This window comes from Bartonella sp. AP58NXGY, from assembly GCF_042195785.1.
In the GTDB taxonomy this organism is placed as follows: domain Bacteria; phylum Pseudomonadota; class Alphaproteobacteria; order Rhizobiales; family Rhizobiaceae; genus Bartonella.
Genome location: NZ_JBHIOY010000007.1, coordinates 60,918 through 78,588 on the forward strand (window position 1 = coordinate 60,918; position 17,671 = coordinate 78,588).

Genomic DNA, 17,671 nt, shown 5'->3' on the forward strand with positions numbered 1-17,671 from the left:
AAAACTATGAAGAAACTGCTTTATAGCGATCAAGCAATGCAGCCACAATATTTGATGAACAAAGGCTATTAGATGATTTAATCATAAGCAGGTCGCCAGGAGAAATTTCTGTCAAAAGAAGCGGTAAAATTTTCTCAATATTTTCGGCATAATGAACCTTAACATAAGCAGATAAATCACTAACTAAAGATTTCATCGCTTCACCAAATAAAAAAACGGGATTAGCACCAGAAAGATATATTGGCTTTATTAAATCAAGATGGAGCTTTTCACTATCCCCCCCTAACTCTAGCATATCCCCTAAAATAGCAATTCGCCGTCCCTCCTTCCCTACTGGTCCTGTAGCAAGAAGCTCAAGAGCAGCACACATAGAAGCAGGATTAGCATTATAGCTTTCATCAATGAGATAAAATTCACCCCCATTTGATAAAGACAATCGATACCGAACACCCCGCCCCTTTTGAGGAGAAAAATGGCTAAAAGAAAGAAAAACAGGCTCTAACTCAACCCCCACAGCATCACAAGCAGCAATAACCCCTAAACTATTTTGCACAATATGGCGCCCAGGAGCACCAATTTGAACCTTCCTATCCCGCCCCCCAATACGCACAATCACAGAAGTACTATCAGTTAGAAGACGTATATCTCGCGCTTGATAATCAGCATCTTTAGTCTCACCAAAGCTTAAGATCTTTTTTACACCGCATTGCTTTGCTTTTTGAACGAGATAAGAAAAAAAACCACTATCCGCATTTAAAATGGCGACACCTTCTTCCTCTAATCCTTCAAAAATTTCAGCTTTTGCCTCAGCTATTTCTTCAAGACTTTTGAAAAAATCCATATGTGCCGCAGAAATATGCGTAATAAGAACAACATGTGGACGAACCAAATTTACCAGAGGGCGAATTTCATTTTTATGATTCATACCAATCTCAAAAATTCCATAATCACACTCTGCTGGCATTCGTGCTAAGGTAAGCGGCACTCCCCAGTGATTATTCAAAGAAGCAAAATTAGCATGAACATTTCCAACAGTTGCAAGTACGTGTTTCAAAGCTTCTTTTGTTGTTGTTTTTCCCACCGATCCTGTTATCGCAATAATCTTAGCTCTTGAACGTTTGCGTGCAGCTTGTGCAAGTTGTTCTAAGGCTTTCAAAACATCAGGAACGACAATGAGTGGAGCCGATATTTTTTTCATATCCCTCAAACGGTGTTCCGCAACGATAAGAACGCCTGCACCTCGTTCATAAGCTTGCGCAGCAAAATCATGACCATCAAGATGATGCCCTTTAATGCAGAAAAAAACATCCCCTTCCGCAAGAGTACGGCTATCAATGGAAACCCCAGAAAAAGTTTCTGGCAGGCTTCCCATTACAACACCATTAATTGCAGCAACAAGTGCTTTCTTATCCCATAAAGCTGTCATTTCTTTCGGTCCTCTAAAGCTTCTATCGCTTTCAGACGATCTGAAAAAGGATAAGTTGTCTGCCCTATAATTTGGCCATTCTCATGACCTTTTCCAGCAATGATGAGTGTATCACCAGCTTTCAAAAGCTTCACCGCGTAAGAAATAGCTTCACCACGATCTGCTATCTCTATTGCTGTTGGCACCGCCTGTAAAATATCTTTACGTATTTTTTCTGGTATTTCTGTTCGAGGATTATCATCCGTTACAATAACAATATCCGCTCTATCCGCTGCAATTTTTCCCATCAATGGTCTTTTTCCTTGATCACGATCCCCTCCACAACCAAAAACAACAACCAAACGCCCTTGTGTAAAGGGACGAACAGAAAGTAAAACCTGCTCCAAAGCTTCTGGTTTATGCGCATAATCAATATAAACAAGCGCATTATTTTCTGTCTTTCCCACAAACTCTAACCGCCCAGGTGCTCCCTGCAAAGTTTCAAGCGCAGGAAAAACCTTACGAGGTGAAACGCCCGTTGCAATGGCTAACCCTGCTGCCATAAGCGCATTGGCTACCTGAAAATCTCCAGCTAAAGGCAAATCAAATGTATAAATATTGTTTTCCACACGACACTCAATACACTGTTTGGAGCGTTGATGTTCGACACGATTAATCGTGATAAATTGCCCCTTACGACCGATTGTCAAGACACGGCGGCGCGCTTGTGTAACAACATCAATAACCTTTTGTGAATAGACATCATCAGCAAAAATCAAAGCAGGAGCAGATACAGGCAAAAGTGTATCAAACAACCTCATTTTAGCCCGCAAATAATCCTCTACCCCCGTGTGATAATCCATGTGATCTCGCCCTAAATTGGTAAAGGCACCAACCGTTAAACGGACTCCATCAAGCCGTCCTTGATCAAGCCCATGCGAAGAAGCTTCAAGAGCTGCATGTGTCACACCTTCATGAGAAATTTCACAAAGAAGACGGTGCAAGACGACCGGATCAGGTGTCGTAAGAGAACCATAAACATTCCGTTTAGGAGAAACAACACCAACCGTTCCTATACTCGCAGCACAAAATCCAGCATAAGTCCAAATTTGCCGAAGAAAAGAGACAACAGATGTTTTACCACTTGTACCAGTCACAGCAACGACCGTTTCAGGCTGAGAACCGTAAAAACGTGCAGCTGCCAACGCTAAACTATGACGAACATTAAAAACACGTAAAATGGGAACAGATAAATCCTCAAGAACAGCATGACAGTCTGTAACGATTGCTCGTGCGCCACGCTTTATCGCATCATCTATATAGTGTCTTCCATCACTTTTTTTCCCTTGAACAGCGACAAAAACATAGCCCGGCAAAACTTGCCGAGAATCCACACTTATTCCTGTTATTTCTATTGAAGAAAGACTTTCATCTTCAACACATTCTGTAAAAACTGTTCCCAACAACATGATAACGCACCTTTATATTCATTTTACCGTTGTTTAACGAAACTTGAATAGTTCTTTTGACTTAAAAGAGGCTCATATTCTTTTTTAAAATCTGGTTTTACACCAAGAAAACTAGCCGTACGACGAACAATATTAGCAAGCATTGGTCCAGCATTCATCGCCGCTGTTGCTGACTGTTTTCCTTCTTCTGGCTTTGGTTCATCAATAATTGTTAAAACAACATAAGCAGGATCATCAATAGGAAAAGCAGCAAGAAAACTATTGAAATTTTTTGTTTTAGAATATTTTCCATTTTCAACTTTCTCAGCTGTTCCTGTCTTACCACCTACACGATAACCTTCTACTTTTGCATTACGTCCAGACCCAATCTCACTATTTAATTGATAAAGGTAACGCATATTTTGACTTGTTTTGGCCTGCAAAACCTGTTTTGCATGGTGCAAAGTTTGTTCTTTTGTCCGTTTTAAAAATGTCGGTGAAATTAACCAACCACCATTCATTAAAGCAGCAGCCCCAACAGCTGTTTGCAAGGGAGTTGTTGCCATACCATGCCCAAAAGCAATCGTCATAGATTGGATATCTTTCCAATGATGCGGCACAATAGGATGAGCAACTTCAGGCAACTCTGTTGCGAGTCGATCCAGTAGCCCAAGTTTTTGCAAAAAATCACGATGTTTATCAATCCCTATCGCCAATGCCTCTTTAGCAGAACCAATATTGGAAGAATAAACAAAAACTTCCCATAACGTTAAGGGACGATTTTTTCCGTGAAAATCATGAATAGTATAGCCACTACTTGCTTTTATGGGCTTTGAAGCATCAATAATACTGTTTAAATGAAAAATATTGGAATCAAGTGCCATGGCGGTCGTAAAACTTTTAATAATCGACCCCATTTCAAATGTTCCAGCCGTCATCCGATTTAAACGATCACTTTTTAAAGCTTCAATAGGATTTCCAGGATCAAAATCTGGTAGAGATGCCAACGCCAAAACTTCCCCCGTATGTATATTTAAAATAACAGCTCCTGCAGCCTTTGCCTTATAACGTTTCATAGCCTGAATAAGTTCATCATGAACAATTGCCTGAAGTCGCACGTCAATCGAAAGCTGAACTTGTTTTAATGATTCTTCCACGGCAAGACCAGCGGCACGCAGAGCACTCAAACCCGCATCATCAATATATTTTTCCATACCTGCAATGCCTTGATTATCAACATTCACCATACCGAGAATATGGGAAGTTACAGGTCCTTCAGGATAAAAACGACGAATTTCAGTGCGAAAACCAATTCCTGGAATACCAAGAGCCATAATTTGCGCCTTCTGCATTGGCGTTAACCCACGCTGTATCCAAGAAAAACCAGATTTTCTTTTTAAACGCTTATAAGTTTCCTGCCAATTAAGATCAGACAAAACTGTTGAGAGCAATTCAATGGTTTCATCCACATCAATAATACGTTGTGGCTCAGCAAAAAGTGAATAAGTTTTAATATCTGTTGCCAATAAACGACCATTACGATCAACAATATCAGGCCGCGCCGTCAGTTGAAGAACTCCTGGCCCTTTTGCTTCTTCAATCTGTCCACCTTCCAACCCATAAGAAATAAGGCAAGCCCCCATGATGCCATATAAAACTAAAAAGCAGAACAACGAAAAAAGCAAACGTGGACGACTAGAATATGGACGATGAACAGAAACATTATGATTATTCAACGAATTCTTAAAGTGCTTTTTCTTCTGTAAGAATAAAAAAGTCGACTTCATCACTGCACGCCTTTTTGGACAACACCATTCATCTGAGAATCCCGACGATTTGCCAAAATATCTTGATTATCTTCCAAAATATTTTGTTTAATCAATTCTTCAATTGGATCATGTACCCGTACCGGAATGTCTTTCAATTCTACGATTTGATGCGGCTGTATAACTTCTAATCCAAGTTCTTTTTGATAACGTTTCGCAAGTTTTTGCATGCGCGAAGGCTTGATCATCACAGCCCACTCAGCATGAAGCAAACTCACCGTATTTTTTGCTGCAGCAATTTCATGCTCAAGATGACGAACTTCGTTCATTCGTTTTTGAACATCATATTTTACTTTATAAGTAAGACCTGCCATACAAATCATAATCATCACTAAAATCATATCAAATGTACGAAAAACTGTCATTTCTTGCCGCCTTCAAAACTGGCAATCTCTGCTAAACCAAGTAATTTCATATCTTCTGCAAGAGCCTCTGCTTCAGTCCGTACACCAATACGCAACCGCGCAGAACGTGAACGAGGGTTTTTTTGTAACTCCTCTTTAGTTGCCGTTATCCCACCTTTAAACAAAGGAAAAAATGTTGCTGGAGCAGCCTTTATTTCAGGCAAATAGCGTGATCTCATACGCTCTCCAGAACGAGCCGAAAAAAATCTTTTGACCATACGATCTTCAAGAGAATGAAAACTGACAACCCCCAAACGGCCTCCAGCTTTTAAAACGCGTTCAGCAGCAAATAAACCACGCGCCAATTCACCAATTTCATCATTAACATAGATACGAAGAGCCTGAAATACACGTGTTGCAGGATGAATACGATCTCCCGGCTTACGCCCTACCAACGCTTCAATAGCATACGCCAAATCACCCGTACGCAAAAAAGGCTGAACAACACGACGCTTCTCAATCATCCGTGCAATTCGTCCCGCATAACGCTCTTCTCCTAATACCTTAAAAATACGCGCTAAATCCCTTGCCTTTAAATGATTGACAACATCACTGGCTGTAAAACCAGTCTGAGCCATTCGCATATCCAATGGACCATCTTTTTGAAAAGAAAAGCCTCTTTCTGCTTCATCAAGCTGCATTGAAGAGACACCAATATCCAAAATAACTGCATCCACCTTCTCTTCAACGACACGGTCGAGCTGTGAAAATGCCATATGGACCAAACGAAGGCGTGGAAAAAATTCATCAACAAGCGATTGTCCCGCGCTGATAGCATGAGGATCACGATCAAGAGCAATCACCTGTGCCCCTGCCTTTAACAAAGCGCGCGTGTAACCACCAGCACCAAAGGTGCCATCAATTATTTTTGCTCCAACCAATGGCGTAAGCCCAGCCAAAACTGGCTGCAACAACACTGGAATATGGCGTTCAGCTCTTTGATCCTGCTTTATCAAAATAATCCGTCTTGAAGTTATACTGTCTCAAATCAACAGCTCTCTCATAGCAACTGACCTTAGAATAACCTAGTCTTCAACTTTCATACTAATCACAATGAACGAAAAAACTAAAGTTATCCCAAAACAGATCCTAACGCATTATACTTAAAGAAATGTTATAATTTTTTAAAACACTCTTTGCTCAAGTGTCCATTCCAAACATACCGACTCCATGAAAGTCTATATGTAATCGATCTTATAAAATATCGCGTATTATCATGAAATATCAGTCGGCCTATAAGCCGGGTTCTGTAGAGTAAAGCTTACACTTTACATGGCAACCATTCATCTGGGACGGATGTTACCATCCGCCTCGTGCAACCTACCCGAATGACTCGCCCGGAAATCGGCTGCAAATTAATTGCACGTCATTTCTATTTGGTCTTGCTCCCGGTGGGGTTTACCTTGCCACATTCATTACTGAATGCGCGGTGGGCTCTTACTCCACCCTTTCACCCTTACCTATAAAAATAGGCGGTTTACTTTCTGTGGCACTTTCCCTAGGGTCACCCCCGCCGGGTGTTACCCGGCACCGTCTTTCCATGGAGCCCGGACTTTCCTCACCTGCCGCCTTTCAGCATTGGACAAGCGCGGCTGCCCAGCCGACTGACATACTAATTTATAAAACATTTTTTACTCAGTGAAAATAGCATCTTAAAATATTTTATGACAAACTTCGCTCAAAAGATGTTTTTATTTTAATGAAGCCAGATAAGTTTTTACTTTTGCGCAATATTTTGCTGAAATGGAATTCATTTTTTTTGCCGCATGTCCTGCATTATATTTCAGGATTGTACCACACGTACTTCCACCACTGAGTTTATAGGCCCGTGCCAAATAACGCATACCATATTCAAGATTGGTCGCAGGATCGTACAAATCCTGTACAGAACCACTAAAGCCCAACCCTCGTGCCGTAGAGGGTTTAATTTGCATCAAACCTATTTCGCCAGCCGCCCCCTTTATACCTGCCTTATAATTACTTTCAATTTTCACAACAGCATGTGCTAAATTAACCGGAATATTATACTTATTTGCAAATTTCTGAATAAGAAACTCATAAGGACGATTAGAAATCTGAGAAGCAACACTCCCTAAGCCTTCTTTTGCTTCTGCAACATTTAAAACACTATGAGCCCAACTTATATCAAATACAAAAAATACAGCACACGCTGTATTTAACAAAATTTTCAAAAATTGCATTTTCTTTCTCTCACTCAAAAATTCTCAAATTCTAACCGCAAATAATTTTCGAATGCATTGTACAAAAAAAGAAAGCAAAAGAACGGCTTGAAAAGGGAAATATTAAGACAATTTCAAGATAAAGTTCTGTATAAAAAGAAAAACTCTTTATACAAAAATTATAGACTTCTCTATATCATCAAATAAAAAAATTAAAAGCCTATAATTAAACTTATATCATATTAACTAAAGTGATATATTCTATCAAGTTCTGCTATATCTATTGTATCACTCAATTTTTATATTACAAAATAGCACTTTAAAAAGATATGATATTTTTTACATACGATGATCAAATTTTTTATTGAGATCAATTCCACAAAGCAATAGAGACGAGAACATCTTTACCAAAGATCCTCGATATCGCAAAAGTTTCACAAAAGTAAAACCCGTTATTTATGCTTCTTGCTAACCAATAAACACGCGCAGCATTCTTTATGGCCCCAATAAACCATTGACTAAAATCAACCCCTACCTCCATCGTTGTGCATAAGGAGTTCATAGAGATACAAAAACCATCATACGCTATTTACCAATTCAAAATATTGCGCAAACTCTTTGAGAATTTTCTATCTGCTCATATCAAATAAAAAAAATAACTAGTATCTAAAATGCGCTTAACGTGTTTTATTATAGCAATCTCTGCCTTTGCTTTTCTACAAATGAGTGCCCTCAGCTTATCCTCACCCTTTATGCAAAATACTGTATTGATTTAAGCTGTTTTTTATTGCTTTTGTCATTGTAACAATGAATAATGCAGTCAGCCTAACCAATGCCCTTGATGGACTTGCTATCGCTCCTGTAATAATTGCAACATTATCTTATACTCTGATTTTTTACCTTTGTAGGAAGATAAATTTTGCTGATTATCTTACAAATTTATTATCTTCCTACACACTTTTCAAAACCTCACGAAAAGCTCTCTCCCCCTTAAAATCAAATCCAAAAGCACAATTTTAAAAATAGCTAAAAATAAGCATTAGCAATAGAAGGACGAGAAATCGCTTTTGAGAGAGCCATAGCAACAGTTTCACCAAATTTGTGAGCCTCTTCACGTCTCTGACCATTTTCACAAGCAAATGAAACCGCCTCGCGACGCACTTGCTCAATAAACAGCTCTTGCTGCCCTCAATAAACAGCTCTTGCTGCCGAGGACTCATTTTAGAAAGGCGCACGATAATATCCGGAAAAGCCATTGCCCATCTCTCTAGCAACACCTCCTCTGTTACCTCAACTTGCTGAGAAGAAGAAGTGTAACCGGAAAAAAACTGATAAACAACAACACTGCGAGAAGCAAAAATGCTAACGCCAAAAATAAGAAATATAAACAAAATAAAAGCAATACGACCGGATAAAAATCCCATCATCTCTTACTTAAAGATTACAGAATACAAATACAGGCTCCTTCCATAGCATTCAATGATAACTCAATTAAAAAATCCTAATCATTGAAAATAAACGCAATAACACTAACCAATAAACAACCGCTACCCGCCTATGTACTGAGAGACACTATAGATGAAACAATAACATATCTTATGCCTTTTACCCCCTGATAACATCTTATCAAACTCTAACAACAACTACAAAAAACCTGACTGAGGAAATCCTCAGCCAGGCCAGACAATCTAGGGGATCCACGCGGGGGGGGGGAGGAGGTTCCCCGATTGTCCTCTCACATCAACCACTAAGATAGCTGATGTAATATCCTTGCTATGGAATAAAATGCTTTAAACAACAAGAAATTCTTATCATCTTCTACGCAAAAAAGCATAAAAGAATTATAAATTATTTAAAAACGACAATATTTAGGCAAAAAAAATTTAAATTGACCCAATTTGAAGCAATTTTATTCCAAAAAAACATCAATCAGAATCTACGACTACTGTAATTTTTATAATAATTTTTTTCATAACTCTGATGATCATCATTAAAAAACAAGCAATTTGTATATATTCACCCTATAAAAAGCAAAGTCCATACAAGCAGAATCACTTGTCCAACTGCGATCACCACAAAAAGAAAAACGTAGACTTTTAAAACTGATACAATAACAGCAAAAAATATCTGCTTAAAAGAAGATATGGATTGTTTAAATAAAGACAATAAATTAGCTAAACCAAATCTTATCTATCTTCATAAAAAATTCTACAAACGATCCTTAAAAATATTGTCAAACTCCTTACGCAACAACATCAATGAAAATTTAAACAGCTGCTTTTACGAAAAAATAAGAATGCTAAAGGTATTTTTTCGAATCATACCCTATGATCATTCCAAATAGCGATAAATTATTTTTCACTAGCCAACAGACTCCAACGCATTTTAACATAACAAATAAAGATCCGTGCAAACATTTTCTTTTAATTTCTATCACTTAAACTAATCCGTAAAAGAATAAACACAGCAGTTTTTATGCTCAAAAATTGTTACACTCTGTTTTTTTAACGTAAATAATCCATTGATTTACAATCATAACGCATCATTTTACAACTTACTTGAGAGATCTGAATAGCGTAAGGTCCTCTTATTTCAAATCTTCTTATATTGAATCAATAAAAAGCATTCATTTGCATATCACAAGCCAAAAGAGGCATGTGAATACCACTAAAAGGTGTAAATACCTCCGATGAGCCATTTGAAAATAAGATCTGCAGCAACATGAGAAACTGGAAAACAAAATGGTAAAGCCAGCTTACAACTTTTACTTAAACTAAAAATGGTAGTACTCTATGAATTTTATACTATATTCTCCATGAGCTGCATCTAAAATAAACGCAAAAACATAAAAAGAAAGAAGAAAACCACTTTTAGCAAGAAAAATGGACTTATTTAATACTCCTCATTGCTTCTAATGATAAAGATACGCGAAGCTATGCCATGATATCACTCTTTTCTTTACATATCCTCTGCAGAAGCTATCTCAATTTGACTTTATGAAGATAACATAAAGAATCTGCACAAGTACCGTCCGAATTCATCAAGCCAAATGTATATGATAATTATCATTTGCAAAATATTTTATAAAATCCGGAATATCACTCCAATCCATTGCTGGTCTATAAGTGTTTTCATAGCCGTGTTTGCTGAATTTTTTCTGTTACTTATCATCAATATCAACGCTTAGCGCATCAGCCACATTTGAAATAAAAATTAAGACGAACGCCCCCTGCGAACAGTTCCAGCTTTTATATACCCAATGAGAGTAAAAAATATTTATGCCTGTTTAAGGAATTGTTAAACAAGGAAAACCATCATTCATTTGGGAAAAAATATAAAAACCTAAAGACAGAACCTGTTGCTATCTTTATTCTTCCTTTCATTTTGTTTTACGACTTTCAAAAATACTCATAATGCTGTATTTCAAATAATGAAAATTGTGCATTGTCTTATGCTATTTTCGTTCTTTTTAGCATCTTTTTGCATCCCTCACAAAAAAACTCTAAGATACTTCTCGTCTAAGAACCTGCTTTAAAGAGACATTTTACCCTGTTTCACACGCTCTCTTTGTGCCATTAAAGATACAACTTAAGCCCTATTGGTCATCATCATCTTTGACTTTATGAAGATACGAATTATCACTCCATTATAATACAGTGACTCTTACATTTAAAAAAGTGCATGAGAGATGTACTTCCTTTGCCAAACGGTGTTATTTACACAAAAACCTGCTCTTGTAACATACAAATAAACGCTTTTAGATTCTAAAAACAAAAGATTTGAAATGAAAAAATATTCTTGTATTTGAACTTTTTATTGAAGTTTTAAAAGAATATATTATCGTTTAAAATCAATATATTGGCTAATAAAACGAAGATGATATCAGGACACCTTAAATAATGATCCTCATAAGCTTAACTCTATAGCAAGTGCTTTCATTATACAACCTACACCCCCTTATAAAACACCAATACTCTTACGTAAAAACATACTATAAATGCAAAAAATAATCCCTCTTCAATGATTAAAGAAAGTTTTATCTCTGCGCTATCTTTTGAGAAAAATCAGAGAATAAAGTACGTTAACAAACACGATTTATGCAAACTCGACTTGTTTATCTTTGATATCATCAACCAATAAACGCGGATCACGAGCAAGCCAAAGTGTAACCATGCCCTCCTTACTATTTTCATTTTGTATAGGAGTAAGACAAACTGTTTGCTCTAGCATAAGTCCGGCATTTTTTAGCCACTTTTCTATTTGTAAAGCCGAAAATCCAAGACGCATATGTGCTTGATCAAAATGTGAAGAATCAGCTTTATGATAACCAAAATCCACAATCAATAAACGCCCATGAGGACGCAAAACACTTGATATCTCATGAAGAAACATTTCAGGATTTTCAAGAAAATGTAAAACCCAATGAAGAATAACTAAATCAAAAGTTGTATCTCCAACAGACAAGTGAAAAACATCGCTATCAAGCACAACTTCAACCGCATGCGTATAAAGATTAGAAAACAATTTTAAGATAGAATCTCCACCTCTTCCAATATTCAGCATCGTCTGAAATGGTTTATCGCCAATAATTTCAAGTAAAGCGTTTTCTACACCATGATCTGCCATATAGGATGACCGTAATACATCCCATTGCAACGCATTTTGTAAGAAATGCTTCTTCCTCGTTTTTTGACGCTGCTTTTTAACATCCTTCAAACGTTCTAAATCATGCGTTAACAGCACATCATTCTTTGGCAAAGCCGAAAGAATACCCATCATAATGTCTTTACCCAAAAAATCATGACAAAGCTTAAAATAAAGGCTATGCCCCTTCTGATAACGCTCAATCAATCGTGCTTCGTACAATAAACGTAAATATCGTGATATACATGCTTGCGACTGATCAAGAATAAAAATAAAATCAGGGATTGTTAAATCTTCATGATGTAAGAGCCTAAGAACACGTAAATGGCTTACTTCTGCGACCGCTTTCAGCAGCTCAGTCATTGCATCTAAACTTGCACTTTTTTTCATAATTATCCCCCTAAACATTTCTATAAACATTTGTTTATAGGAAAAAAAGTCAAGCATACAACGCATATTCTCATCTATTTTGTTCTCTCTATTTTATCATACTATGAAAAAAATAGGCTAATGTAAAAAACGAACAGATCTTATCCATCTGTCTCTCCCTATAATGATAGTAAATTGATTTATAATAATAATTCATTTATTTTTAACTTGAATAAAAAAATGGAATACCGTAAATTTTTCTCATTTCAAATCTATTCATGATAAATCAATCCAAATCATTCTCTTACAGCTCATAAACGGAGGGGACATATAGATAAAAATACCTTTTATGCCCACCTCAAAACAAGAACTGCATACCATCGAGAAAAAATAAATAACATGATAGTGCCAGCTTGCATCTTTATTAAGTAAAGACGATAATGCTCAATGACCAGAGCATTTGTAGAAATAGTGCTATACTCTTCATCCCCTCCTTTTCATTGCAATTTTACAAGCAATAACCGGTTATATATCATGAGTAGAATAACCTTATTTAGGTCATGGTTTCATAAAAGAATCTCTACTCTTTTTAATGAATAAAAACTCCCACGACGTCACATACTTTGTGTATGAACGAACCAGTATAAAAAGACACTATTTTCTCAACAAAGTTTCAATAAAATAAGAGATTCTAGCGTGTAAGAGGTTTATAATTAACATGCTTAAGATTAAGAGATTCTGCACCAAGGCGACGAACTTTATCAGCCTCATATTCAGCAAAATTACCTTCAAACCATTCCACATGTCCATCACCTTCAAAGGCTAAAATATGCGTTGCCAATCGATCAAGAAACATACGATCATGCGATATGATAACGGCACAACCAGCGAAATTTTCCAATGCATCTTCCAATGCCCCCAAAGTTTCAGTATCAAGATCATTTGTCGGCTCATCCAGAAGAAGCACATTCCCCCCCTCTTTTAGAAGTTTCGCCAAATGCACGCGATTGCGCTGCCCTCCTGATAAATTTGCCACCTTCTGCTGCTGATCTGCCCCCTTGAAATTAAAAGCCCCACAATAAGCGCGGCTATTCATCTCATATTTACCTAATTTAATAATGTCATTTCCACCAGAAATTTCCTCCCAAACAGTTTTATTACCGTCCAAGGAATCGCGACTCTGATCCACATAACTCATGTGGACTGTTTCACCAATACGTATTTGACCTGAATTAGGCTGTTCCTGTCCCGTCAACATTTTAAACAAGGTAGACTTTCCCATCCCATTGGCTCCAATAACACCGACAATGCCACCCGCAGGAAGTTTAAAAGAAAGAGAATCAATCAATACACGTGCATCATAAGCTTTAGAGAGATTATCAACTTCAATAACAACCTGTCCTAACCTTTCTCCAATAGGAATAATGATTTGCGCCTCTCCAGGACGGCGCTCACGTGCCGCCTGAACCAACTCATCATAAGCTTTAATCCGAGCTTTTGACTTTGCTTGTCGTCCTTTTGGACTAGAAGCAATCCATTCTTGTTCACGGGATAACGCACGTTGACGCGCAGCCTCTTCACGACCTTCTTGAGCCAAACGCTTGGCTTTAGCCCCCAAATAAGCAGAATAGTTCCCCTCATAAGGAATACCTCTACCACGATCTAACTCTAAAATCCAACCTGTGACATTATCGAGAAAATAACGATCATGGGTTATCAAAAGCACGGCTCCAGGATATTCACGCAGATGCCTTTCAAGCCAAGCCGTCGTTTCAGCATCTAAATGGTTTGTCGGTTCATCCAAAAGTAACAAATCAGGTTTTGACAAAAGTAATTTACAAAGCGCAACACGCCGCTTCTCACCACCAGAAAGTTTTGTGACATCCCCATTGGCTGGCGGACATCCAAGAGCAGCCATAGCCATTTCCACTTGACTTTCTAAATCCCAAAGATTCTGACTATCAATAATATCCTGAAGCTGTGCACTTTCATCAGCCGTTTCTTCGCTATAATTCATCATCAATTCGTTATAACGCTCAAGAATTGCCTGTTTATCTGCAACACCTTCCATCACATTGCCGCGCACATCTTTGCTTGCATCAAGCAAAGGCTCTTGTGGTAGATAGCCACAGCGCGCTCCTTCACAAAGCCATGCTTCTCCTGTATATTCCTTATCTAGCCCAGCCATAATACGTAAAATCGTTGATTTACCAGCACCATTTGGCCCTAAAATACCGATCTTCGCATCTGGATAGAAAGACAAATGAATATTTTCTAAAATTTTTTTATTGCCGTAAGACTTGTTGAGCCCAGCCATATGATAGATAAATTGACGTGCCATAAATTTCTCTTTATATTGCGCGATATTAAAGATTAGGGTTTGAAAAAATTGCTTTCGCTTTTTGAAACTGTACAGTAAATAGTGCTTACACCGTATCAAAAGCTTTTCGCTTTATATTGGTACATTTTTTCTAATCTCACAAGCCCCAGTATGGTTCTGAATGCAAAAAAACATCGCCTCAAAAAGCAAAAAGCAAATCTTTTTAGCTGTCCCTGAAACATGTTATCAAACATTGCCCATCTTTTCCATACCAGATATAACCTTGTATTTTTATCGTATTAAACCAACTTATCAATGTGATAGGATACCAGAAAGAAAAGCAATTCTCTACGCGCCTTCTTTTTTTGCCTTATGGGCTTTATATTACGCCGTAAAAAATCCTTCCCTTTTTTCATCGATTTTTTGTTACGGGAAACAATGGACTTCACCCCTTGCCTTGATGTGGCTTAAATTACGTTTACAAAATGACTGCCGCCTTATGGGATCTGACGTCCCAAGCCCAATGATCATGAAGGCGTTGCATCAATACGTAGCAACAAATGACTACAGTGCACTTCCCATTGGTACGTGGTTACAATTCGTAAAAAACTATAAAACAAATTGTAAAAACTTATCCATTCCCCTCTTTTGGCTTGATAACTGTAAAAATAGTATCAATATTCAGCAACTCATTTCAAAACTTCAAGGCGAAATATAGCTTTTTAAAAATACGATAAAAGCGCGTCTCCTATGAGGAATATATTTATGGAAAAAAAAGCCTTAATCGTCATTGATGTTCAAAATGACTTCTTACTTGGTGGAGCACTTGCAGTACCACAAGGTGATACTATTTTACCCGCCATCAATAATCTCATAAATCATTTTGATCACGTTATCTTAACCCAAGACTGGCATCCCAAAAACCATTGCAGCTTTGCTTCCTGCTATCCTGAAAAAAAAACCTATGATACAGTCACTCTTGACTATGGTCCTCAAATACTTTGGCCTGATCATTGTATACAAGGAACACAAGGAGCAGAGTTTCATACATCTCTTAGAGTGGAAAAGGCACAACTTATCCTTAGAAAAGGCTATAATCCAAAAATGGATAGTTATTCTGCCTTTCTTGAAAATGATCAAAAAACACCAACAGGTTTACATGTTTATCTCAAAGAGCATGGTTTTACCAAGCTCATTATGTGTGGCTTAGCAACTGATTTTTGTGTCGGTTTCTCTGCTCTTCACGCCATACAATACGGTTTTAAAGTCAGTGTTTCATTAAATGCTTGTGCTGGTATTGATGTAAACGGATCACTAAACACTATGCTTAAAACTATGAACGAAGCAGGAATAGAACTGTTAATGCTCTCCTAAAATATTCTTTTCTCATCTCCCATTATAACATTCTGATTTATAATGAATAAATTTTTTTACCTATTTAAGAAAGGAACCAAAATATCGTAAAATTCTCTCATTTCAACCCTATTTCAACACCATTCTCTTAAAACATCACAAATAGGATTGATGTATGAATAAAAGTCTTGCAAAAAAACAGCCAAAATGCTTCTTATGAACCATTAAATGAAAAAGCTGTTATAATACTGAAAGCTGGTAAAAAGTATAGCGTAAACTTGCACCTTATATTGAAGTCAAAAAGCCTCTATACGTCAAAAGTTATCCAAAAGATTATACATTATTTCCCTCATGGAGGGAAATCGCGCAATAGTGTCAACTTCAAAACAAAAACATCAATAAGCAATAACATGGCATTTTTTGCATAAAAAGCCTCTCTCTATTCAAAGACATGCGATAAACAAAAGCGTGAGAAAACACGAATTTTTCATTACTTAGACACGCCCTGTTTATCCAATTGACAACGCTTAAAACGAATCGAAGAATACAATGCCATTCCAATAATACAGACTCCCACAAGTCCTGTTAATACTTCAGGAACCGATATAATCGTTTGCAGATACATAATTACGGCAAGAACTAAAATTGCATAAAAAGCACCATGCTCCAAATAACAATAATGCAACAATGTTCTTGATTCAACCAACATAATCGTCATAGAACGAACGTAAAATGCACCGATACCAAGACCAATGGCGATAATAAAAAGATTGTGTGAAAAAGCAAAAGCACCAACCACACCATCGAAAGAAAAACTAGCATCAAGAACTTCTAAATAAAGAAACGCTCCCACTCCCCCTTGTGTCACTGTCGTTAAAGTCTTTTTAGGAGTATCCAAGAGATGACCGATAGCTTCAACACCCACAAAGGTCAAAAGTCCATAAAGAGCCGCCAATAAAAAAGTTACTTTATCTTCTGCGTCAACATATCCTGAAACAAATAATATCAAAATCAAAACAATTGCAACATCAATCCCTGTAATCGCCCCCAATTTTTGAGCCGGTCTCTCTATAACATTAAGCCAATGCACTTCTTTTTCAGAATCAAAAAAATATTTTAAGCCAACCATCATAAGGAAAGTTGCTCCAAAAGCGGCAATCCCCATATGCGCATCGGTTAAGACTTCAGCATATCGATGTGGTTCCCATATCGCTAATTTGACTGCCGCAATGGGATTAATCCCAACAGCAACAACAACTACCAATAACGGAAAAACAATCCGCATCCCAAATACAGCTATCAAAATGCCCCATATAAGAAAACGGCGACGCCATAACGGATCCATTCTACCAAGAATACGCGCATTGATAATAGAATTATCAAAAGATAAAGAAATTTCCAAAATCCCTAAAACACAGCAAATAAAAAAATATTTAAGAAAACCAGTAATGCTTCCCGTTTCGAACCAACCAATAGCCCCTCCTAAAAAAATACCAATAATCGTGAAAAAAAAAGCACACCCAAAATAGCGTAATAGGGCCATGATCATTCCTCAAAGTTTATTTTCTAATTCAACTACAGCATACACAGTATAAATCCAAAGCTTGCATCTCTTTAAAATTGCATTTATTAATGCAGAGGTGTATAGAATATATATGGTAAAGTTACATGAGAATTTTCTCAAAAAAACAAGAGACAGAATGCAGTAAACACAAAATTTTG

General features: G+C 37.2%; 13 protein-coding genes and 1 other RNA gene. 2 read left to right on the forward strand and 12 right to left on the reverse strand.

The genetic code is table 11. The annotated features are described in order from the left end of the window. Window positions 1-4 precede the first annotated feature (4 nt). The 11 genes from ACFINC_RS06035 to ettA all read right to left on the reverse strand — a co-directional run bounded on the left by ACFINC_RS06035 (window position 5) and on the right by ettA (window position 14,617). Window positions 5-1,426 (reverse strand): UDP-N-acetylmuramoylalanyl-D-glutamyl-2,6-diaminopimelate--D-alanyl-D-alanine ligase, encoded by a 1,422-nt coding sequence (locus ACFINC_RS06035; protein WP_375616534.1) that lies wholly within the window; start codon window positions 1,424-1,426, stop codon window positions 5-7. Next, a complete protein-coding gene (locus ACFINC_RS06040) occupies window positions 1,423-2,874 on the reverse strand; it encodes a UDP-N-acetylmuramoyl-L-alanyl-D-glutamate--2,6-diaminopimelate ligase (RefSeq protein WP_375616535.1) in 1,452 nt (483 codons plus the stop codon). Before ACFINC_RS06040 ends, ACFINC_RS06035 begins: the two co-directional genes overlap by 4 nt. Before the next feature lie 23 nt (window positions 2,875-2,897). Next, window positions 2,898-4,640, reverse strand: coding sequence for a peptidoglycan D,D-transpeptidase FtsI family protein (locus tag ACFINC_RS06045; protein WP_375616536.1), 1,743 nt, complete (start codon window positions 4,638-4,640; stop codon window positions 2,898-2,900). Further along, complete coding sequence (locus ACFINC_RS06050) at window positions 4,640-5,044, reverse strand: hypothetical protein (RefSeq protein ID WP_375616537.1); 405 nt, start codon at window positions 5,042-5,044, stop codon at window positions 4,640-4,642. Before ACFINC_RS06050 ends, ACFINC_RS06045 begins: the two co-directional genes overlap by 1 nt. After that, window positions 5,041-6,039: a 16S rRNA (cytosine(1402)-N(4))-methyltransferase RsmH gene (gene rsmH, locus ACFINC_RS06055; protein ID WP_375616538.1), complete on the reverse strand. Its 999-nt coding sequence runs from the start codon at window positions 6,037-6,039 to the stop codon at window positions 5,041-5,043. The genes ACFINC_RS06050 and rsmH overlap by 4 nt, the downstream gene beginning before the upstream one ends. Window positions 6,040-6,303: 264 nt before the next feature. Then, an RNA gene (gene rnpB, locus ACFINC_RS06060) (RNase P RNA component class A) lies at window positions 6,304-6,691 on the reverse strand. A gap of 83 nt (window positions 6,692-6,774) precedes the next feature. After that, window positions 6,775-7,284, reverse strand: a complete 510-nt coding sequence (locus ACFINC_RS06065) for a lytic transglycosylase domain-containing protein (protein WP_375616539.1) — start codon at window positions 7,282-7,284, stop codon at window positions 6,775-6,777. 349 nt (window positions 7,285-7,633) lie between these two features. Beyond that, window positions 7,634-7,825 carry a hypothetical protein gene (locus tag ACFINC_RS06070; RefSeq protein WP_375616540.1) on the reverse strand — a complete coding sequence of 64 codons (192 nt, stop codon included), beginning with the start codon at window positions 7,823-7,825 and terminating at the stop codon, window positions 7,634-7,636. A gap of 464 nt (window positions 7,826-8,289) precedes the next feature. Continuing rightward, the gene (locus ACFINC_RS11985) at window positions 8,290-8,424 is read right to left on the reverse strand and encodes a hypothetical protein (RefSeq protein WP_404977404.1); all 135 of its coding nucleotides are present in this window, start codon (window positions 8,422-8,424) and stop codon (window positions 8,290-8,292) included. A gap of 2,934 nt (window positions 8,425-11,358) precedes the next feature. Beyond that, window positions 11,359-12,297: an ArsR/SmtB family transcription factor gene (locus tag ACFINC_RS06080; RefSeq protein WP_375616541.1), complete on the reverse strand. Its 939-nt coding sequence runs from the start codon at window positions 12,295-12,297 to the stop codon at window positions 11,359-11,361. Window positions 12,298-12,967: 670 nt separating this feature from the next. Further along, entirely contained in the window at window positions 12,968-14,617 is a 1,650-nt protein-coding gene (ettA, locus tag ACFINC_RS06085) for an energy-dependent translational throttle protein EttA (RefSeq protein WP_375616542.1), read from the reverse strand. 160 nt (window positions 14,618-14,777) lie between these two features. Between ettA and ACFINC_RS06090 the strand changes: the two genes are divergently transcribed. Then, window positions 14,778-15,314: a hypothetical protein gene (locus ACFINC_RS06090; protein WP_375616543.1), complete on the forward strand. Its 537-nt coding sequence runs from the start codon at window positions 14,778-14,780 to the stop codon at window positions 15,312-15,314. 47 nt (window positions 15,315-15,361) lie between these two features. Next, window positions 15,362-15,970 (forward strand): bifunctional nicotinamidase/pyrazinamidase, encoded by a 609-nt coding sequence (gene pncA, locus ACFINC_RS06095; protein ID WP_375606953.1) that lies wholly within the window; start codon window positions 15,362-15,364, stop codon window positions 15,968-15,970. 469 nt (window positions 15,971-16,439) lie between these two features. Here the strand turns inward: pncA and ACFINC_RS06100 are convergent, their stop codons facing one another. Then, window positions 16,440-17,492 carry a DUF475 domain-containing protein gene (locus ACFINC_RS06100; protein WP_375616544.1) on the reverse strand — a complete coding sequence of 351 codons (1,053 nt, stop codon included), beginning with the start codon at window positions 17,490-17,492 and terminating at the stop codon, window positions 16,440-16,442. Between the last annotated feature and the right edge of the window lie 179 nt (window positions 17,493-17,671).

Coding starts and splice junctions, on each gene's coding strand:
- ACFINC_RS06065 (WP_375616539.1), bottom strand. CDS start 7,284: ATGCAATTTTTGAAAATTTTGTTAAATACAGCGTGTGCTGTATTTTTT.
- ACFINC_RS06100 (WP_375616544.1), bottom strand. CDS start 17,492: ATGGCCCTATTACGCTATTTTGGGTGTGCTTTTTTTTTCACGATTATT.
- ACFINC_RS06070 (WP_375616540.1), bottom strand. CDS start 7,825: ATGAACTCCTTATGCACAACGATGGAGGTAGGGGTTGATTTTAGTCAA.
- ACFINC_RS06040 (WP_375616535.1), bottom strand. CDS start 2,874: ATGTTGTTGGGAACAGTTTTTACAGAATGTGTTGAAGATGAAAGTCTT.
- ettA (WP_375616542.1), bottom strand. CDS start 14,617: ATGGCACGTCAATTTATCTATCATATGGCTGGGCTCAACAAGTCTTAC.
- ACFINC_RS06050 (WP_375616537.1), bottom strand. CDS start 5,044: ATGACAGTTTTTCGTACATTTGATATGATTTTAGTGATGATTATGATT.
- ACFINC_RS06080 (WP_375616541.1), bottom strand. CDS start 12,297: ATGAAAAAAAGTGCAAGTTTAGATGCAATGACTGAGCTGCTGAAAGCG.
- ACFINC_RS06035 (WP_375616534.1), bottom strand. CDS start 1,426: ATGACAGCTTTATGGGATAAGAAAGCACTTGTTGCTGCAATTAATGGT.
- ACFINC_RS06090 (WP_375616543.1), top strand. CDS start 14,778: ATGCAAAAAAACATCGCCTCAAAAAGCAAAAAGCAAATCTTTTTAGCT.
- pncA (WP_375606953.1), top strand. CDS start 15,362: ATGGAAAAAAAAGCCTTAATCGTCATTGATGTTCAAAATGACTTCTTA.
- ACFINC_RS06045 (WP_375616536.1), bottom strand. CDS start 4,640: ATGAAGTCGACTTTTTTATTCTTACAGAAGAAAAAGCACTTTAAGAAT.